Annotated in this window: 18 protein-coding genes; 8 read left to right on the forward strand and 10 right to left on the reverse strand. The window is 73.8% G+C overall.

The features are described 5' to 3' along the window. Nucleotides 1-69 precede the first annotated feature (69 nt). The 4 genes from ABZ815_RS40165 to ABZ815_RS40180 all read left to right on the forward strand — a co-directional run bounded on the left by ABZ815_RS40165 (nt 70) and on the right by ABZ815_RS40180 (nt 3,916). Nucleotides 70-864, forward strand: a complete 795-nt coding sequence (locus ABZ815_RS40165) for an ABC transporter permease subunit (RefSeq protein ID WP_357706534.1) — start codon at nt 70-72, stop codon at nt 862-864. Continuing rightward, the gene (locus tag ABZ815_RS40170) at nt 861-1,604 is read left to right on the forward strand and encodes an ABC transporter permease (RefSeq protein ID WP_357706536.1); all 744 of its coding nucleotides are present in this window, start codon (nt 861-863) and stop codon (nt 1,602-1,604) included. The genes ABZ815_RS40165 and ABZ815_RS40170 overlap by 4 nt, the downstream gene beginning before the upstream one ends. A 93-nt stretch (nt 1,605-1,697) precedes the next feature. Continuing rightward, nucleotides 1,698-2,666: an ABC transporter substrate-binding protein gene (locus tag ABZ815_RS40175; RefSeq protein ID WP_357706538.1), complete on the forward strand. Its 969-nt coding sequence runs from the start codon at nt 1,698-1,700 to the stop codon at nt 2,664-2,666. Then, the gene (locus ABZ815_RS40180; RefSeq protein WP_357706539.1) at nt 2,663-3,916 is read left to right on the forward strand and encodes a flavin-dependent oxidoreductase; all 1,254 of its coding nucleotides are present in this window, start codon (nt 2,663-2,665) and stop codon (nt 3,914-3,916) included. Before ABZ815_RS40175 ends, ABZ815_RS40180 begins: the two co-directional genes overlap by 4 nt. A 101-nt stretch (nt 3,917-4,017) precedes the next feature. On the opposite strand, the gene ABZ815_RS40185 is transcribed toward ABZ815_RS40180, so the two are convergent. The 3 genes from ABZ815_RS40185 to ABZ815_RS40195 form a co-directional block, all read right to left on the reverse strand. Continuing rightward, nucleotides 4,018-4,902, reverse strand: coding sequence for a PRC and DUF2382 domain-containing protein (locus ABZ815_RS40185; RefSeq protein ID WP_357706541.1), 885 nt, complete (start codon nt 4,900-4,902; stop codon nt 4,018-4,020). Nucleotides 4,903-5,006: 104 nt separating this feature from the next. Next, entirely contained in the window at nt 5,007-5,705 is a 699-nt protein-coding gene (locus ABZ815_RS40190; protein WP_357706544.1) for a hypothetical protein, read from the reverse strand. 24 nt (nt 5,706-5,729) lie between these two features. Beyond that, a complete protein-coding gene (locus ABZ815_RS40195; protein ID WP_357706546.1) occupies nt 5,730-6,269 on the reverse strand; it encodes a DUF4142 domain-containing protein in 540 nt (179 codons plus the stop codon). A gap of 176 nt (nt 6,270-6,445) precedes the next feature. On the opposite strand from ABZ815_RS40195, the gene ABZ815_RS40200 reads away from it, so the two are divergent. After that, nucleotides 6,446-6,895 carry a pyridoxamine 5'-phosphate oxidase family protein gene (locus tag ABZ815_RS40200; protein WP_357706549.1) on the forward strand — a complete coding sequence of 150 codons (450 nt, stop codon included), beginning with the start codon at nt 6,446-6,448 and terminating at the stop codon, nt 6,893-6,895. 126 nt (nt 6,896-7,021) lie between these two features. After that, on the forward strand, nt 7,022-7,309 hold the full coding sequence (locus ABZ815_RS40205) for a Fe-S cluster assembly protein HesB (RefSeq protein ID WP_357706551.1): 288 nt from the start codon (nt 7,022-7,024) through the stop codon (nt 7,307-7,309). A gap of 50 nt (nt 7,310-7,359) precedes the next feature. Here the strand turns inward: ABZ815_RS40205 and ABZ815_RS40210 are convergent, their stop codons facing one another. Then, nucleotides 7,360-8,337 (reverse strand): acetylxylan esterase, encoded by a 978-nt coding sequence (locus ABZ815_RS40210; RefSeq protein ID WP_357706554.1) that lies wholly within the window; start codon nt 8,335-8,337, stop codon nt 7,360-7,362. A 113-nt stretch (nt 8,338-8,450) separates the two neighbouring features. On the opposite strand from ABZ815_RS40210, the gene ABZ815_RS40215 reads away from it, so the two are divergent. After that, nucleotides 8,451-8,741, forward strand: a complete 291-nt coding sequence (locus ABZ815_RS40215; protein ID WP_357706557.1) for a hypothetical protein — start codon at nt 8,451-8,453, stop codon at nt 8,739-8,741. A gap of 9 nt (nt 8,742-8,750) precedes the next feature. Then, nucleotides 8,751-9,980 carry an alpha/beta hydrolase gene (locus tag ABZ815_RS40220; protein ID WP_357706559.1) on the forward strand — a complete coding sequence of 410 codons (1,230 nt, stop codon included), beginning with the start codon at nt 8,751-8,753 and terminating at the stop codon, nt 9,978-9,980. A 10-nt stretch (nt 9,981-9,990) separates the two neighbouring features. Here the strand turns inward: ABZ815_RS40220 and ABZ815_RS40225 are convergent, their stop codons facing one another. The 6 genes from ABZ815_RS40225 to ABZ815_RS40250 form a co-directional block, all read right to left on the reverse strand. After that, nucleotides 9,991-14,064 (reverse strand): hypothetical protein, encoded by a 4,074-nt coding sequence (locus ABZ815_RS40225; RefSeq protein WP_357706560.1) that lies wholly within the window; start codon nt 14,062-14,064, stop codon nt 9,991-9,993. 129 nt (nt 14,065-14,193) lie between these two features. After that, nucleotides 14,194-15,687 carry a DHA2 family efflux MFS transporter permease subunit gene (locus tag ABZ815_RS40230; RefSeq protein ID WP_357706562.1) on the reverse strand — a complete coding sequence of 498 codons (1,494 nt, stop codon included), beginning with the start codon at nt 15,685-15,687 and terminating at the stop codon, nt 14,194-14,196. 134 nt (nt 15,688-15,821) lie between these two features. After that, on the reverse strand, nt 15,822-16,346 hold the full coding sequence (locus ABZ815_RS40235; protein ID WP_357706565.1) for a hypothetical protein: 525 nt from the start codon (nt 16,344-16,346) through the stop codon (nt 15,822-15,824). Between the two features lie 67 nt (nt 16,347-16,413). Then, complete coding sequence (locus ABZ815_RS40240; RefSeq protein ID WP_357706567.1) at nt 16,414-17,364, reverse strand: TIGR01777 family oxidoreductase; 951 nt, start codon at nt 17,362-17,364, stop codon at nt 16,414-16,416. Between the two features lie 95 nt (nt 17,365-17,459). After that, nucleotides 17,460-18,308, reverse strand: coding sequence for an aldo/keto reductase (locus tag ABZ815_RS40245; protein WP_357706568.1), 849 nt, complete (start codon nt 18,306-18,308; stop codon nt 17,460-17,462). 82 nt (nt 18,309-18,390) lie between these two features. Continuing rightward, on the reverse strand, nt 18,391-19,020 hold the full coding sequence (locus ABZ815_RS40250) for a class I SAM-dependent methyltransferase (RefSeq protein ID WP_357706570.1): 630 nt from the start codon (nt 19,018-19,020) through the stop codon (nt 18,391-18,393). Nucleotides 19,021-19,099: the final 79 nt, after the last annotated feature.

Here is a 19,099-nt window from a genome sequence, read left to right on the forward strand (position 1 = left end):
CACGGCCGGACCGATGCTCCGGAGAGCCGAGACATTGCCGCCCTACTCCCCCGGCGCCGAGGCGCCGCCGTGCGCCTGATCCCCTCCCGTCCCTTCGACAGCGCCGCCGTGTGCGGCGTGGCGGGCACCGTCATGCTGCTGTGCGCCGCCGAGGCGGCCGGCCGTCTCGGGCTGGTCTCCCAGCTGGAGCTGCCGCTCGTCTCGGCGGTGCTGGTCACCGCCGCCGGGCTCGCCGCCGACCCGGCCTTCCTGGCCGACGTGCTGGCCACGTGCGGCGCGTGGGCGCTCGGCCTGCTGACCGCCGTGGCGGTGGCCGTGCCCGCCGGGCTGCTGCTGGGCAGCGTGCCGCCGGTCGAGCGGGCCCTGCGTCCCGTGCTGGAGTTCCTGCGGCCCATCCCCTCGGTGGCGCTCATCCCCCTGGCCGCGTTCGTCTTCACCGGCCGGCTGGAGACGGAGGTCGCGATGATCGTGTACGCCGCCACCTGGCCCGTCCTGCTCAACACCATGTACGGCCTGCGCGAGGTCGACCCGCTGGCCAAGGAGACGATGCGGGCCTTCGGGTTCGGCCCGCCGGCCGTGTTGTGGCGGGTCAGCCTGCCGAGCGCGGCCCCGTTCGTGGCGACCGGCGTACGGGTGGCCGCGGCCATCGCCCTGATCCTGGCCGTCAGCACCGAGCTGCTGGCCGGGACGAACGGCATCGGGCACTTCATCATCGTGGCCGAGAGCAGCCCGGAGGGGCTGCGGCTGACCATCGCCGCCACCCTGTGGGCCGGCGCGCTCGGCCTGCTCACCAACACGCTGCTCGCCCACGCCTCCCGGCGGCTGCTGCGCTGGCACACGGCCCTGACGGGAGCGGCCCGGTGATCAGGTCCCTGGCACGGCTGTGGGCCGTCCCGGTCGTCGTCGCCCTCTGGGAGCTGGCCACCAGGGCGGCGGGCAACCCCTACTTCCCGCCGCCGTCCACGATCGCGCTGCGCCTGGGCGACCTGTGGATCAGCCGGGCGGCCCTGGACGACCTCTCCCGCAGCCTGGGCCGGCTGCTGACCGGGTGGGTGATGGCCGGCGTCGCGGGTGTGGCGGCCGGGGTCGCCATGGGCCGTTCGCCGTTGCTGGCCAGGTTCGTGGACCCGGCCGTGCAGTTCTGCCGGGCGCTGCCGCCGCCGGCGCTGCTGCCGGTGTTCCTGGCGCTGTTCTCGACGGGCACGCTCATGCAGGTCGCGACCATCGCGTGCGGCATCGTCTGGCCGGTGCTGATCAACGCCGCCGACGGCGCCCGCAACGTCGACCGGCTGCACCTGGACACCGCGCGGGTCTTCAGGCTGTCGGCCGGTCAGCGCCTGCTGCGGGTCGTGCTGCCGTCGGCGGCCCCGAAGATCCTGGCCGGGTTGCGGCTCAGCCTGTCGCTCGCGCTGATCCTCATGGTCATCGCCGAGTTCTTCGCCACCGACGGCGTCGGTTTCCGATTGCGCGCGGCGCAGCGTTCCTTCGACCTGCCGGGCATGTGGGCCGCCGTCACCGTGCTCGGCGTTCTCGGTTATCTGCTGAATCAGGTGTTCCTGATAATCGAACGCCGGATGGTGGCGAATTATGGCGCGTCCGAATAAAGCCGCCCGGGAATGAAGGAGATTACTCGGCGGCTGTTCCTCTCGCGTTTCCCCGGCACGCTTTCGTTCACGAACCCACTCCTTGGAGCGTTCATGCGTCTGTTACTCGCGGCGGTCGCCCTCGCCCTCGCCATGACCGGGTGCGGCGGGGCGGACCCCCGGCCGTCGTCCGGCGGGCCGGAGAAACCCGTGCTCAACCTCGGCATGCTGGCCCTTCCCGAGGTCGCCCCCATACAGATCGCCATCGACAAGGGCTACTTCGCGGCGGCGGGCCTGACCGTCAAGCCCGTCGTGATCCAGGGCGGGGCCGCCGCGATGCCCGACCTGATCAGCGGCAAGCTGGACGTCCTGCACAGCAACTACGTCTCGGCGATGCTGGCCGCCTCGCGCGGCGTGGGCCGGTTGAAGGTCGTCGGCGAGGCGTACGTGGCCAAGCCCGGCAACTTCGTCCTCATGACGAGCAAGGACTCGCCCGTCACGGAACTGGCCGACCTCAAGGGCAGGAAGGTGGGCGTCAACACCCTCGGCAACGTCGCCACCCTGGCCGTGAGCGCGCTGCTCAAGCCCGCCGGCGTGACACCCGCCGACATCACCTTCGTCGAACGGCCGTTCCCGCAGATGGCCGGCGCGCTGGCCAACGGGGACGTGGACGCGGCCGTCCTGCCCGAGCCGTTCTGGCAGACCGCGGCCGCCGCGAACGGGGCCCGCTCCCTGTCGGACCTGTTCACCGGGGCGACCGCCGACTTCCCGATGGCGGGCTACCTGACCACCGAGGGCTTCGCGGCCGACAATCCGCGCACGGTGGCCGCCTTCCAGCGCGGCCTGCGCAAGGCGGTGGACCTGGCGATCGCCGACCCGGCCCAGGCCAAGGCCGCGCTGCTGAAGTACACCAAGATCGACAAGGCCACGGCCGACCGGATGGCGCTGGGCGGCTACTCCACCGCCGTCGACAAGGCCCGGCTGCAGCGCGTGGCCGACCTCATGCTCCAGTTCAAGGGCAGCGGCTACCTGGAGGCGCCGTTCGACGTCTCCGCCCTGCTCCTGCCCGGAGGCTCCTCATGACGGGGTTCGCGGCGCGGCGTCCGAGGCGGGTGGTCATCGCCGGAGCGGGCATCGCCGGGCTCACCGCGGCCCTGTCCCTGCACGCCGCGGGCATCACCGACGTGACCGTGCGCGAGGCGGTCAAGGACGTCCGCCCGCTCGGCGTGGGCATCAACCTGCTGCCGCACGCCGTGCGCGAGCTCGTCGAACTGGGCCTGGGCGAGCGCCTGGCCCGCATCGGCGTCGAGACGGCCGACCTGACCTTCCTCACCCGGCGCGGGCAGCACATCTGGTCCGAGCCGCGCGGCCGGGCCGCGGGCCACGCCTGGCCGCAGTACTCGATCCACCGCGGCCGATTACAGCTCATGCTCCTGGACGCCGTACGCGAGCGCCTGGGCCCGGACGCCGTGCTGACCGGCTCCCCCGTCACCGGGCTCGACCACGACGGCGACCTGCTCGTCGGCGCCGACGGCATCCGCTCCGCCGTCAGGGCCGCGCTGTTCCCCGGCGAGGGCGACCCGCTCTGGGGCGGTCACGTGCTGTGGCGCGGCACGTCCCGAGCCCGGCCGTTCCTGACCGGCCGATCCATGATCATGACGGGGGACGGCACGCAGAAGATCGTCATCTATCCGATCGCGCCGCCGGACCCCGACGGCACCCAGCTCATCAACTGGGCCATCCAGCACCGGGCCCCCGAGACCACGCCCCGGGGCGACTGGAACCGCGAGGTCGAGATCGCCAAGTTCCTCCACCACGTGGCGGACGTGCGCTCCGACGCCCTCGACATCCCCGCCCTCATCGCCTCGGCCGACCAGGCGTACGAGTACCCGCTCGTGGACCGGGACCCGCTGCCGCGCTGGTCGTCGGGGACGGTGACGCTGATGGGCGACGCCGCGCACCCGATGTACCCGACCGGGTCCAACGGCGGCACGCAGGCCGTCATCGACGCCCGCGTGCTGGCCTACGCCCTGGCCACCGGTCAGGGGCTGGAGTTCTACGAGAGCCGGCGGCGGCCGGTCACGAACCAGATCGTGCTGGCCAACCGGGAGGACGGGCCCGAGGTCGTCCTGAAGCTGGCGCACGAACGCGCCCCGGACGGGTTCGCCGACATCGAGGAGGTCATCCCCCGGGACACGCTGGAGAAGATCTCGCTGCACTACCAGCAGCTCGCGGGCTTCGAGCCGGCCGTCCTGAACGCCCGCCCGAGCTGGTCGGTCCCCCCGGACACCCGCCCGAGCTCGTCGGTCCCCCCGGACACCGGCCGGGGCTGAGCGGGGCCGGCGGTGGGCGCGTGGTGGGCATGTGGTGGACCTGGTGGGCGTGGTGAGGCGGGGGCGCGTGGGCGCCCCCGCACGGGACCCGGAAGGGCCTCCTACCGCTTCGGCGGGAGGTCGTCCCCGCGGTTGCGGGTGTGCTCGCGCGCGTTGCCGTCCTCGTCGACCTCCAGGCGTTCCCTCCTGACCTGGCCCTCGACGGTCTCTTCGTGCTGGACGGTCTCCTTGTGCACGCGGATGTGCTCGACCGGCCTGGTCTCCTTGCCGATCACCGGCCGCTCCTCGTGCAGGGTGATCTGCTGCTCGTCCTCGCCGATCTCGTACGTGCCGGGCTGGCCGTCCCTGATGGGCTCGCGCTCGATCACGACCTCCTCGTGCGAGAGCGGCACCCTCTCCTGGACGTTCTCCGTCTCGACGTACTTGCGCAGCCGGACGTGCCCGGTCTCGCGGCTCTCCTTGCCGACGCGCAGCCGTTCCTCGGACGTGGTCATGTCGATGTCGCGGTCGCCCACGTCCCGGCCGCGCGGCTTGCCCGGCTGTCCGGTCGGGACCGCCTGGCCCGTCTGTCCGGTCATGCCGGTGCGCCGGCCGCGCGCCTCGGCCGTCCGCGACTCCCCCATGGGCCGCTGGGCCTGCCGCTCCCCCGCGGCGGGCGAGCGCTGGGACGGGATGGTGGACGGCTGCATCCCGTAGTACCGGTAGAGCTCGGCCTCCTCCTCCAGGGAGAGGCGGCCGTCCACGTCGATGTTGGGCGCGCCCTTGATCATCTCCTTGTCGAAGGGGACCCTGATCTCGTCCCCGGCGCGGCGGGCGTTGGCCAGCGGCACGAAGGTCTGCCTCATGCCGAAGAACCCCGTGCGAACCGTGACCCACTCCGGCTCGCCGGTGCGGTCACTGAGGTAGACCTGGCCCACCTTGCCGATCGAATGTCCGTCCGACCCGATCACATGGCACTCGAGCAGGCTTCGGATCTCTGTTTGCATAGCCACGACGATCCCCCCGATTGTTCGTCCTGGTTCAAACAGGACAAATACCCCAGAAAGTCGCATATGCACACATGGGTCGGCCAGTCTTTGCCATAAACGGTCTAGGGCGGAGGCACGCCGCGGCCCTGCCGGGAGCCCTCGTAGGCGGCCCGCCGCAGCCGGGCCGTCCATCCGGCCGGACGCAGGCAGGGATGGCTGTTGAGCACCGGGTCGAACGTCAGGTCCTCGCCGGGCAGCGCGGTGTGCAGGCGCAGGCGGGCGAGGTAGCGGCCACCGGCCCACAGATGGAACAGCAGCGGGCCGCGGGCCAGCGCGCCGGGCAGCAGCGCGGGGTCGGCGGGCACGCGCTCACCCTCGGGGCGGGCGACCAGCCGGTACCGTCCGGTTCCGTACACGTAGGGTGTCAGGGTGGAGTACGGCCCCGACGTGAAGGTGCGGCGCGGCACCGGCAGGCCGCCCACGCCGGTGGACAGCAGCAGATCGACCCCGTTGGGCAGCCGCACGGCCAGCCCCAGCACGTCGGGCAGCCGTCCCGGCAGGGACAGCCCCTTGGACAGCCGGGCCCGCACCTCGTGCTCGCCCGGCTCCCCCAGCGGCGCCGCCTCGACCGTCAGTGTGCCCGCCAGGAGCAGGCCGCGCCGGTGCAGCGCCCGGCCGTGCCGGAGCCCCGGCCACCTCGCGCGCGGCGGCGCGGGCCAGGGAGGCGACCGCGTCCGGCACGCCCGCGCCTTCGGGCAGCGCGGGCGTCTCCGCCGGTCCTGCGCCTTCGGGCATCGCGGGCACCTCCACCGGCCCCGCACCTTCGGGCATCGCGGGCGTCTCCGTCAGTCCTGCGCCTTCTTCAGCGCCTTCAGGTGCTCCTCCAGCGTCGGGGTCGCGGACTCGGCCAGGGCCACCACCGCCGGCGAGGAGCCCTTGGAGATCTCCTCCTTGGTGGCCTCGATCGCCGTCTTGTGGGCCTTGAGCATGCTCGCGACGAACTCCTTGTCGAACTCCTTGCCCTTGGCGTCCTGCAGGCGCTTGGCCATGGCGGCCTGCTCGGACGTCAGCCCGGTGGGAAGCTGGATGGCGAGCTGGCTCGCGGTCTGGGTCACCTTCTTGTCGAACTGGGTGTGGTCGTCGACCAGCATCCGGCCGATCGACTTGACCTGGTCGGTGGCACCCTTCTTCTCGGCCAGGCGGCCCGCCTCGATCTCGGCCAGGTTGCCCCGGTGGATGGTCACCATCCAGGTCCTGTCCTGCTCGGACGGCTGAGCGTCGGTCCGCGGCGCCAGCCCCGCGGTGTTGGTGGTGGCGCTTTCGCCGCACCCCGACAGGGCGACGACGGCCGCGGCGGCCAGCAGCATGGTCAGACGAGTACGCATAAGTTTTCCTATGACATGGTGATACATCTCCGTCACAGAGCGTAACCATGTGGTCGTGACTTCCCCCTCAGGCGCGCCGCGCCATATGCCGGTCAGGCGGCAAGGGGGTCGCTGTCGCGCTCCTCCGCCGGGAGCCGTCATCATGTGACGGACGCGACAAGAGTGCGAGGAGAAGAATGACGCCACCGGCCCGTTCACCGGAGCAGCGCAAGCAGGACACGCTCGACCGGCTCGAACACGACGTCGACGCCTGGGTGGCCACGGCGGGCGACGGCGGCCCGTACATGACGCCGCTGTCGTTCCTGTGGGACGGGCACACGCTGCTGCTGTCCACCGCGGACGCCACGCCCACCGGCCGGAACCTGCTGGCCGGCGGCACCGTCCGGCTCGGCCTGGGCCTGACCAGGGACGTCGTCCTGATCGAAGGCACGGTGACCGCGCAACCGGCCGGCACGATCCCGGACGACATCGGCGACGCGTTCGCGGTCAAGACCGGGTTCGACCCGCGTGAGTCGCGCGGCCCGTACACCTACTTCCGGGTGACGCCGATGCTGGTGCAGGCGTGGCGCGAGGTCAACGAGCTGGCGGGCCGCGACCTCATGCTCGACGGCAAGTGGACCGTCTGACCGGAACCCTTGTCACGACGACGAGCCGGGCCCCCGAAGGTAAAGAAAACACCAAGGAGGGTTGGGTCCCGGCATCGGGGGAATGGCAGGCAACTCTCTGTACGTCGACCGTGAGGAGGAGCCGTAGTGCTCACCCTGACAGCCAACGCAGCCCAGGCGATTCGCGACCTGACCGCGTCCGCGCCGGAACCCGCGCAGGGCGGGATCCGCATCTCGTCGCAGGGCGACGGCGCGAATTCGCTCACCCTTTCCCTCGCCACGGCCCCGGAGCCGGCGGACGAGGTCGTCGAGACCGAGGGCGCCCGGGTCTACCTCGACCCCGTGGCCGCCACCGTGCTGGACGACAAGGCCCTGGACGCCGGGGCCGACGCGCAAGGGAGCGTGTCGTTCATGGTGACGCCGCAGGCGGTGTGACGGGAGCCGCCGTACCGGCGATCACGCCGGTACGGCGGCCACCCACCGGGTCAGCCGGCCAGGAGCTTGTGCAGGTAGCGGACCTGCTCCTCGGTCTGGTAGCCGGACCCGCCCTCGTGCCCGTTCCAGGGCCAGACGTTGATCTCCTTCGGCCCCTGCCAGTGGTTGTAGGCGGCGAAGACCGTGGAGGGCGGGCAGACGGAGTCCATGAGCGCGACCGAGTACAGCGCGGGCACCCGGCCGCGCGCGGCGAAGTTGAGGCCGTCGAAGTACGACAGCGTGCGGAACACCTGGTCGGCGCCGTCCCTGCGGGAGGCGAGGAAGCGCACCAGCTCCTGGTACGGATACTCGTCGGTGATCTCGACCGCCCGCCGGAAGTGCGTCAGGAACGGCACGTCCACCAGCGCCGCCCGCACCGACGGGCGCAGCGCGGCCGTGGCCTGCGCGATCGCGCCGCCCTGGCTGCCGCCCGAGACCACGATGCGGCTCGCGTCCACCGCCGGGTGGGCCGCGGCCACGTCGACCGCCCTGGCCGCGTCGGTGAACACGCGGCGGTAGTAGTAGTCCTCGGGGTCGAGGATGCCGCGCGTCATCATGCCGGGCGCCTGCACGTTGGCGCTGCCGTGCGGGTCGCCGGTCACGCCGGGGCTGCCCGGGCTCGCGCCGCCGTGCCCCCGGGTCTCCATCACGAACACCGCGTATCCGGCCGTGGGCCACAGCAGGTGGTCCTTCGGGAAGCCGCGCCCGCCGCTGTAGCCGATGTAGTGCATCACGCACGGCACCGGCTCCTGAACGCCGCGCGGCAGGATGAACCAGCCGCCGATGCGGTGGCCGCCCCAACCCGCGAACGACACGTCGTAGACGTCGACGCCGCTCAGCGGCAGGTCGTAGGGCACGAACTCGGCGGCCGGGTCGAACCTGCCTGCCTCGGCCAGCGTACGGGACCAGAAGTCGTCGAAGTCGGCGGGCTCGTCGCGGTCGGGGAGGTAGCCGCGCAGCTGCTCGATCGGCAGGTCGAACAAGGACATGAGGGGAACTCCAGCCTGTAGGGAACTCTGATATTTCACCTCATCGGTGCAGGTAAGCGCTATCCTCCGCGGGCCGGAAGCTGAAAGCGCGCGAGCGGGGTAGTGGCGAGCGCGTGAGCGAATACGTGATCGAGGTTCCCTCCTCCCATCTCTATCCCGGCCTGGTGCTGGAGGCCCCCGCGCACGCCGAGGACTTCCTCGTGCTGTTCGCCGACGACTCCGAGTCGCGGGCCCAGCTCCTCGGCGACGCCTCGGGCCGTCCGGTGCTGCGGGTCGGCGGCTACATGACCACGAACGGCACCGTCATCGACGAGCGGGTGTGGACCGTGCGCGAGACCCTGCGCGCCGGCGACCGCCTGCGCATCCGCCTCGGGCGCTCGCTCCCCTCCCCGGTCGGGGGCTAGCGTCCCCCTGTGAGGTCTTTCACCGGGATCGTGGCGGGCGCCGCGGTGCTCGCGCTGTCGCCCGTGGCCGGGCTCGCCGCGCTGGCCGGGACGGCGATGGTCGGCGCGCGGCCCGGGGTGTTCACGGGGACCGGCCTCGCCGTGTTCGCCTCGCTGTTCTTCCTCGGGCTGCTGCTGTGCGTGCCCCGGCCGGGCCCGGCGTGGGGACGGTGGTTACGGGCGGCGTTGATCCTGGCCATGGAGGCGGCGGTGGTCTGGCAGGTCGCGGGCGCGACGCTGACGCCGCCGCCGGTGCCGGTCGCGGCCGGGCCGCCGGTGGCCGGACAGCGCGAGTGGCGGCTGGCGACGGGGTCGCGGCTGGCGTACGTGCGGGTCGCGCCGAAGCGGGTCGCCCGGCCCGAGCCGGTGGTGTTCCTGTCCGGCGGGGCCGGCGTGGCGGACGTGGCCACCGATCCGGCGTTCTACCGGCGGCTGGCCGCCGACGGGTACGAGGTTTACGTCTACGACCAGGTGGGCACGGGACGGTCGGCGCGGTTGCCGGACCCGGCCGCGTACGGGCTGGGACGGGACGTGACGGACCTGGAGCAGGTGCGGCAGGCGATCGGCGCCCGCCGGCTGAACCTGGTCGCGCGCGGCGGCGGTGCCCGGCTGGCGGCGGCCTACCTGTCCGCCCATCCGGACGGGGTCGCCAGGGCGGTGCTCGCCTCCCCCGCCGGGCTCGACGAGGTCCGTACCGCGTCGCTGCTGGACGACGGGCCGCCCGGCCCCCGGCTGCTGGCGGTGTACACGCTGCTGCGGGTCGAACCGGCGGCGGCGCACGCGTTCGCCGGCGACGCCGAGCTCGACGCCCGCACGGCCGCGACCTCGGGGTCCGGCGACGACACCCCGGCCCCCTGCCCACCACCACCGCCGCTCCCCGCGAGCCCGAGGACCGCGAGTCTCCCGGCCGCAGCGGACGGTTCGGGGGGATATGCGAGCCTGGTGGAGCGGCCGTCGCCGCCGGGGCTGCGGGAGGGGCTGGCCCGGGTGACGGCGCCCGTCCTGGTGGTCAAGGGGCCGTGCGACGGGGAGAGCTGGTCGGCGGCCACCGACGTCCGCCGGGCGATCCCCGGTTCCGGGTTCGCCTACGCCGAGGGGCGGGCGGCCTACCTGGGGACGGTGCGGGCGTTCCTGGCGGGCCGGGCGGTGCCCCCGTACGAGGCGGCCGCGCCGCCGCCCGGATACCTCGGCCCTTGGTGATTCGGCCCGCTCACCGGCGGGCGCGGGCGCAGGAGCCCGCCGTGGCCGCCGCCACCTTCCAGTCCGGCCCCGGGAACGGCGACATGAAGTGGGTCAGCAGGTCCACCGCGTAGTCCGGGGTCTGCCCGCCGGGGTCGAGGAAGGACACCATCTGCGGGCCGTCGGCGCCGCGCAGGGTGACCGAACCGCCCCTGCCGACGGCGGCGAAGCCGGGTTTGGCGTCCACCGTGAGGCAGGCCAGCCCGATCCCGGCGGCGGCGATCTCCTGGCGGGCGCCGATGCGGCGCATGCGCTGGTCGTAGCGGCGCAGGGCGAGCGAGGTGGCCCGGGTGAGCCGGAGCGAGCCGGTGAAGACGTCCTCGCCGATCTTCCTGCTCAGCCTGACCCGGAGGGAGACGTCGGGCCGCAGGTCCACGCCCTTGGCGGCCAGGTCGAGGCGGTCGTAGGCGCCTTCGAAGCCGGGCGCGAGGAACCCGGCCGCCGCCGGAGCCTTGAGCCCGAACGGGATGCGTCCCGGCCGCACCCGCAGCCAGGACATCCGCCGGACCGTCATCGACACCTCCCGAACCGCGCTCGCGCCCAGCGCGAAGTCCCCGCCGACCTCGTAGGTGAGGAAACCCGTGGTGTACGGGACCTCCTTCGACACGGCGATCCGCTGCCTGGCGACCGGGCCCGCGCGCAGCCCGGCGGCCACCGCGATCCGGCCCGTGGGCCCGGGTTTGGAGGCCAGGTCGAGCGACTGGTCGGGGTTGAGCCTGATCGTGGTGTCGGCGGCCAGGTCCTCGACCGTGAGCGAGACGGCGCCGAGCCGCCCGGAGGGGTCGACCAGGCCGCCGTCCACGCCCAGGTGGCCGTCCAGGGTGCTCGCGCCGCCCCGGTAGGTGATCGCCGGGACGCTCAGGCCGGCGGACGAGGCGTCGGCATCCAGGCCGAGCACCGCCGGCACGTCGGTCAGCCGCAACGCGCCGGTGCCCCGGCCGGGCAGGGTGACCTCCGCGGTCAGGCGCTCGACCGGCGCGGAGTTCCGTACGCGCACCCGGGTCCTGGCCCCGTACGCGGCCCGCACGTCCACGGCGGCGGGAACCGGGTCGAGGGCGACGTGGCCGCGCAGCCCGCCCGCCTCGGCCCGTACGTCGAGCGCGCCCAGGGTGGCGGACGGCTCGACGCGGTAGGCGACGTGCCCGGCGTCGAACGGCCCCAGCGACAACCGGGTGATCCTCGACGGCAGCCGGGTCAGCGTGGCCCGTGCCTTGACCGGGACCGGCGCGAGCACGCTGCTGGCCAGGTAGAGGGCGAGGGTCCGGCGCCTGGGCGCGAACCCGGCGAAGGTGAACGTGCCGCCCGCCGGGTCGATCGTCACCTGGCTGGGCAGGCCGGTGACGTCGAGGTAGCCCTGGAGGCCGTAGCAGCCGCGCCCCGCCGTGCAGAACGGGCCCTGTGCGCAGCCCTCGGTTCCGGCCGGGCAGCCGCCGTCCACCAGCGAGAGGCCGTCCCGCACGGCGGGGGCGGGCCGCATGCGGGCCAGCGCGGCGGTCCTGCCGAGCCAGGCGCGGGCGGTCACGCCGAGCCGGGAGCCGGAGTAGCTGAGCCTGCCCTCGGGCGTGGCGGTGACGGTCAGGTCGCCCGGCACCGGTCCCACCCTGCCGAGGACGCCGAAGCGCACGTCGCCCAGGACGATGTCGGCGTCCACGGCGAGCCGCTGCCGCGCGGCGCGGAACCCGGCACGGAAGCCCTGCCCGGACGGGCCGATCTCGACTCTCCGCAGGCCCTTGACCAGCACGCTCGCGTCCAGGTCGCCGGTGGCGCGGTCGTAGTGGGCGGCCAGGTGCGGGCCGTCGGGGGACGGGGCGCCGTCGTGGTTGGCGACGGCCAGGGCCGCCGATCCCACTGGGCCGGACAGCCCGCGGAAGCGGTAGCCGCCGTCCTTCCAGGCGGCCTCGAAGCGGGCCGGCACGCCGGTCACGTCGGCGGCGGCCCGCAGCACCCGGCCGCCCGTCCTGATCCTGGCCAGCGCCGACACTTTCGCCACGGGGGCGCTCGCGGTCCAGGCGAGGGTGCCGGTCGTGGTGTCGGCGACCAGCTCGGCCCGTTTCCGCACCCCTTGCACCGCCACCCGCACGTCGTCCCCGCCCGCGGCGCGTCCGGCGTTCCCGAGGGTGGTGACGTACGGCCTGGCCGCGTACAGGCTGAGGTCGCGGAGGCGGCCGGACGTGGTGACCTCGACCGACGAGCGCGCGCCCAGCGTCCACGCGGTCCGTACGTTTTCGCGCACGCCGCGGACCGTGCCGTCGATCGTCGGCCCGTTCCGTACGTCGGCGTAGGCGGCCCTGGCCCGGTCGATCACGCCGCTGGCCCGGTAGACGGCCCGTCCGGCGGCGGGGTCGAGGGAGAGGTCGACCTCGGCGGGCGTGTTGGAGATCTCCAGTCGTGCCAGGCGCGTCCCGTCGACGCCGGCCGCGCCCACGAAGGACCGGCGGCTCGCCCTGGCCTTCAGGTGCGCGTGCGGCGCCGCGCCGTACGTGACGTCGAACGCCGACAACCCGGACAGCAGCGCCGAGATCCCGACCGCGTCGCCGTCCTTGATCATGGTGACGTGGCCGCCGGTGGGGCTGGAGACCGCGCCGCCGCCACGTTGCAGGACCGCGGCGAAGCGGCCGATCGGCGAGCTGGCCGTCTGGGTGACGCGCCGCGCGGCCGGGTCGTTCTCCATGCGGACCCGGGCGGGCAGCCCGCTCAGCTCGGCCCGCAACACGGTCCTGGACGCGGCCCGGTCGTAGTAGAGCACCTCGGCCGAGCCCGTCCGCGCGGGCCGGGACGACTCGACGGTCAGGGTCTGCCCGCCGCCGGTCGAGGCGTAGGCGGCGGTGAAGGAGCGGGGCACCTCGCGCAGCCCGGCGCTCACCACGGTGGCCAGGCGGCCGTCGCGGTAGAGGTGGCTGTGCAGCTCGGCGCGGGCGATCGGGGCGGGGGCGGTGAAGCGGATCCGTCCGCCGGACAGGCGCACCCGGGCGCGGGTGGGCATGCGGTCCAGTACGGCCTGCGTGTAGCGGGTCCGGGAGACGGCGATCGCGTCGAGCCTGGCGGGCCGGGAGGCGGTGACGTCCAGCTCGACGGCCCCGGGCTTGGAGGTGGCCTCCGACGCGGGTGAGCCGAGTGCGGCCTCGACGGTGAGCCGTTCGGTGGCGGGGGTCTGGCGCAGGCTCACGGTGGTGCGCCCGGTCAGCCCCGCCAGGGTGACGGCGGACGCTCCCGGGTCCTTCCTGGTGACGCTCGCCCTGACCGTCCCGCCTTCCTGGTCGAGGGTGAACGTCCCGCGGTCGAGCACCGAGAGCGACGCGCCGGCGCGCAGGCCGTCGAACCCGACGGTCACCCTGTCGTCGTACTCGGCCCAGACCAGCGCCTTCACCTTCTGCCCGGACAGGCTCCTGACGGCGAACCCGAGCCCGACGTCCCCCTTTCCGGGGTTCGCGGCGGGCACCAGGTCGGCCGCCAGGTCGGGGAGGCCGTCGCCGGTGACGTCCGCGGCGACCGGCACGGCGACGGGCCTGCGCGCCGAGCACGCCACCGTCCGCGCCACCCCCATCACACACAACCGGTACGTCAGCGCCTGCCCCTTCACCATCCGCCCGCCCTGGGCCAGGGGGGTGTTCAGGCGCAGGGCGTCCAGAGCCTTGGTCACGGCGGAAGGCGGGCGCAGGAGGGTCAGCGGCGCGGCACCGGTCGTGTCGGGCAGCAGGGCGGCGGGGTCGGGGGCCTGCCGCCCGAGCCCCTGCCGTTCCTGCCGCCGCGCGGCCAGCGCGGCGATCCCGTCGGCGAGGGACGTTCCGGCGGGCGTGGTGATCTCCGGTCGTTCCGGCCCCACCGGCCCCTCCCCCATCGGCCGGACGGCGGGCGACGGCCCGGAACGAACGGTCACCACGGCCGGCGGCGGCTCCTTCACCGCGGGCACCACCACCTGACCAGGCGCTGAAGCCCGAACGGCGGCCGTCGTCGCGGCATGGCTGGAGACGGCGAGCGGCCCACCCGCCAGCGCGGTGGCTGCGATGGACGTCGAAGCGAGCACGCGCAGGAGGGCGTGCGGCATGAAGCGTTCCCCCGGACCGGTCTAACTCATCCCATCAGAAACAATGGTCACGAGATGACCATATTTCCTCACTAATCGTCAAACTCGCCCCGACATGGAACTCCAGTTTTCCGCCTCCTTGCCGGGCCACTACGCCGCCCGGCGGACCCCCGTCCGGCTCACCGCCGTGACCACCGTGGCCGCCACGGCAAGCACCAGCAGGACGGTCACCGCCAGCCGGTAACCGTCTTGCAGCACGTCGGCCACGCCGGACAGCCGGGACGGGTCGGCGGCGTAGACCAGGTGCCGCTCGGCGGCCGGCACGGACGCGGCGACGATGGCCAGCGACATGGCGGTGCTGATCACGGTCGAGACGTTGACCAGCATGAGCCGGACGCCGTTGACCACGCCGAGCCGGTTCTGCGGCGCGTCCATCATGATCGCGGTGGTGTTGGCCGTGATGAACAGCCCGCTGCCCGCGCCCACCAGCCCGAGCGCCGTCCCGAGCCAGGCGTACGGCACGGACGGGTCCAGCGCGGCCAGCATGACCGCCATGCCCGCCGCGCTCAGCGCCGATCCGGCCACGGCCACCGTACGCGGGTGGAAGCGTCCGGTCAGCGCCCCGGCGACCAGCGAGGTCAGGGCCGAGGCGGCCGAGACGGGCAGCACGGCGAGCCCCGCCTGGGCGGGCTCGAACTGCCGGGTGGACTGCAGGAACAGCGAGATCACCAGCACGATCGAGAACTGCCCGAGCGAGTTGAGCACGGCCGCCAGGTTGGCCAGCGCGAAGCCGCGGTCGCCGAACAGCCGCAGGTCGAGCAGCGGCGTGCGGCTGCGCCACTCGACCAGCGCGAACACCGGCGCCGCCGCCGCGAACGCCACCCCGCCCGCCACCACCCACGGGCTCAGCCAGCCCAGCGAGCTGCCCTGCGACAGGGCCAGCAGCAGCCCGCTCAGCCAGGTGAACAGCAGGACGATCCCCGGCAGGTCCAGCCGCTCGCGCGGCCCCCTCGGCACCGGCCGGAGGGTGACGGCGCCCCAGACGATGGCCGCGACGCCGACGGGCACGTTGAACCAGAAGACCCACCGCCAGCCCGCCGCACCCGCCAGGAACCCGCCGAACGACGGCCCGACCAGCCCCGCCACGGAGATGATGGCCATGTAGACGGCCATGCCGCGGCCCAGCCGCGCCGGCGGGAAGGCGCCGGCCAGGATGGCCGAGCTGTTGGCGAGGATCATGGCCGAGCCGCACGCCTGGGCGACGCGGGCGGCCAGCAGCAGCTCGATCGAGGGCGAGAACCCGGCCGCCAGGCTCGCCGCGGTGAACACCATGAACCCCAGCAGGTACGTGCCGCGTCTGCCGAACAGGTCGGCCACCCGTCCGAACACCACCAGCCCGACCGAGCTGACCAGCATGTAGGCCAGCAGCACCCAGCTCGCCAGGAAGGCGTCGGCGTGGAAGTGCGCGACGACGGCGGGCAGGGCGACGTTGAGCGAGCTGGAGTTGAGCCCGGTCAGGAACATGCCGAGGCTGGTGACCGAGACGGCTCGCCAGGCGTACCGCAGCCGGGCGGCCTCGTCCTCCTCCGCCGCCGCCCCCGCGACCGGCTCCGACACGACGGCCTTGGACGGGCACTCAGTCACACCGGACCGCCTGAAGGTTCATGCGCCACTCTTTCTAGAATCTTCCTCTAGGAAAGAGGGCGGCCCGTCGATTGTCAAGATCCCGTCCGCGCACAGGCATATCGGTGCCCCCGGTCAGGCGCGGCCTGGGGCGCTCAGTTCAGGGCGCGCAGGGCCTGCTCCAGGGTGTCGCCGGTGCCGACGGCCACTTCGCCGCCGTCGCGGTCACGGGCCACGGCGATCACGCCGGACCCGGTCGGATGGCGGCTCAGGGTGACCGTGCAGCCGTCGCGCAGCAGCGCGTCGGCGCCGCCCGCCCCCGGCGGCGCGACCTGCTCGCCCACCCGGGGACCGAGCAGGCGGGTGGCCGCGATCAGCGCGGCGACCGGCGTCCGGTGCCGGGCCAGCAGCACGGGACTGTCGTCGTACGGCTCGGCGACCTGCCGGACGAGGTCGCCGAGCTTGGCCTTGCCCGTGGACAACGACACCACCGGCAACCCGGCCAGCACCCCCGAAACCTTGGACAGCGGCACCAGGGCGGCCCACTCCCAGCGCTCCCGGGTGATCAGCGTGACCTGCCCCTCGCCCGCCGCGCTCACCAGCGCCCCCCATCGGGACCGCGCCTCCTCGACCCCGATCGGAACGCCCAGTCTTTCCTCCAGCTCGCTGTAACTGATCATGAGAATATCGTAAGGCGCCTTACGACCGCCCGCGTCTCCCCCCGACCTGCCCGGTCGCCGTCGCGGGTCAGCCCCTCCGGCCGAGGCGCACTCTCCGGACGAGCTCCTCGGCGGCCTCCGGCCACTCGGGGTGCTCGAAGGCGAAACCCGCCTCCAGGAGCCGGCCCGGGACGACCCGGCGGCTCTTGAACAGCAGCTCGGTGTCGGACCGCAGCGCGTACGCGCCCAACTCGGCCATCCACCGCGTCGCGGGCAGGCCCACCGGCACGCCCCAGGCGGACCGCAACGCCCGCATGAACGCGGCCTGCGGCAGCGGCCCAGGGGCGGCCAGGTTGACCGGTCCGCTCAGGTCGTCCCGTCCGGCCAGGAACTCGACCGCGCGGACGAGATCGCGGTCGTGGATCCAGGACACGTACTGGGCGCCGCCCGCGACCGGCCCGCCGAGGCCGAGCCGGGTCAGGCGCAGCAGCACGTCGAGGACGCCGCCACGATCGGGGCTCATCACCATGGCGGTGCGCAGGCCGACCTTGCGCGTGTACGGGGTCTCGGCCCGTTCCTGCTCCCGCTCCCACGCCTTGGCGATCTCGACGCTGTAACCCCAGTAGCCCGGCACGCCGGGCTCGTCGCCGCCGATCAGGCCGGTCGCCTCGTCGTTGGGCGCGTCGAAGCGGTGGGCGTAGACGGTGGCGGTGCTCATCTGCAGCCAGACCCGGGGCGGGCGCCCGGCGGCGGCGATCGCCCGGCCGACGGCCCGGGTGGAGCGCACCCGCGAATCCATCATGGCCCGCAGGTTGGCCGGGGTGTAGCGGCAGTTCACGCTCCGCCCGGCCAGGTTGATCACGAGGTCGCTGCCGTCGATCTCCCGCGTCCACGCGCCCGGGGTCTCGCCGTCCCAGGCGACCTCGCCCGGACGGGTCGGCCGCCGGGTCAGGATCACGACGTCGTGTCCGGCCGCGGTCAGCGCCCGGCGGAGGATCTCGCCGACCTGCCCGGTGCCTCCGGGAATCACCGTCTTCACCCGGTCGACACTACTCCGGTCTTTTGAACGCGTTCAGCGAGGGGGCCCGCGCGGTCGGGACGCGCTCGGCCGACGTGTGCCCGGCCTCGGGTGGATCACTTCAGGGTGTGGATGTCCTCGTCGGTCAGGGCGAGGTCGGCGGCGTCCAGGTTCTCCTCCAGGTGGGCGGGCGAGCCGGTGCCCGGCGTGGGCAGGACGACCGGGGAGCGGTGCAGCAGCCAGGCCAGCGCCACCTGCCCGGACGTCGCGCCGTGCCGGGCGGCCACCCGTTCGATCGCCGTGCCCGCCCCGGTGGCGAGGGAGCCGTTGCCGAGGGGGAACCAGGGCAGGAACGCGATGCCCAGCTCCTCGCACCGCGCCAGCACCGGCTCCGACTCCCGGTCCAGCACGTTGAAGCGGTTCTGCACGGACGCCGGCCGCAGGACCGTCAGCGCCTCGTCGAGCTGGTCGAGGGTGACGGTGTCGAGCCCGATGTGCCGGATCTTGCCCTCTTCGCGCAGCTCGGCGAGCGTGCCGAGCTGATCGGCGAGCGGCACCGCGGGGTCGATGCGGTGGAGCTGGTAGAGGTCGATCGTCTCGGTGCGCAGGCGGCGCAGGCTCGCCTCGCACATGGCGCGCAGGTCCTCGGGACGTCCGGCGGGATGCCACGTGTCCGGCCCCGTACGGACCACGCCGCCCTTGGTGGCCAGCACCAGCTCGCCAGGGTACGGATGAAGGGCCCGCGCGATCAGCTCCTCGGCGACGCCGGGGCCGTAGTTGTCGGCGGTGTCCAGGAGCGTGACGCCGCGCTCGACGGCCCGGCGCAGCAGCGCGACCGCCTCAGCGGACGGCAGACGCGGGCCCCAGTAGCCGGGGCCGGTGAGCTGGGCGGTGCCGTAGCCGAGGCGGCGTACCCGCAGCTCACCGGCGATCTCGAACGTCGTGCCCACCACTGTGCCCGCCACTGTGCCCGCCCCTCTCCTGACGAAGGGGCCCATCGTAAGGCCGCCGCCACCGCTGTGTTCCGCGCACCCCTCCGACACCCGCTCAGAGCATCGCCACCACCGCGTAGCGTTCGTCGGTGATCTCCTTGCCCCACAGTGCCGGGTCGGGAAGGGGATGCACCTGAAGGTCGCCGACCAGGGGGCGGAGGGCGGCGGTCAGGTTGACGGCGGTGACGCCGCCCATCCAGGGCAGGCGCTCGCCCGGCACGTAGCCGGACTGCTCGCCGGAGCTCTGCCAGCGGCCCTCCACCAGCACCAGCCGGCCGCCGGGGCGCAGCAGCGACACCCAGCGGGTCAGCGCCGCCTCCGGGTCGGGGATGGTCCACAGCAGGTGACGGGCCAGCACGACGTCGAAGCGGCTGTCGCCGACGGGCGGGTCGGCCGCGTCGCCGGTCAGCACCACGGCGTCGGTGGCGGCCAGCTTGGCGCGGGCCCGCCCGACCATGCGCGGGGCGAGGTCGACGGCGGTCAGGCGGTGGCCCTGGGCGGCCAGGAGCAGCGACAACGAGCCCGTGCCGCAGCCGAGGTCGAGCACGTCGAGCGGCCCTGCGGGCACCCACTCGGCCAGCCGCGCCGCCCAGGCGGCCCTGGTCGCGGGGTCGCGGAGCCCGTGGTCGGCTTCGTCGTCGAAGGAGTCGGCGGCGGCGTCCCAGAAACCGGCGATGGTCGTCATGGCCCGCATCCTGACAGGCGGCACCGACAGTTCCGCGACGTGCGGGCGGACGGGATCGGCGGAACCTGGTGTACTGGTC

This window comes from Nonomuraea sp. NPDC047529 (assembly GCF_040642995.1).
Classification (GTDB): domain Bacteria; phylum Actinomycetota; class Actinomycetes; order Streptosporangiales; family Streptosporangiaceae; genus Nonomuraea.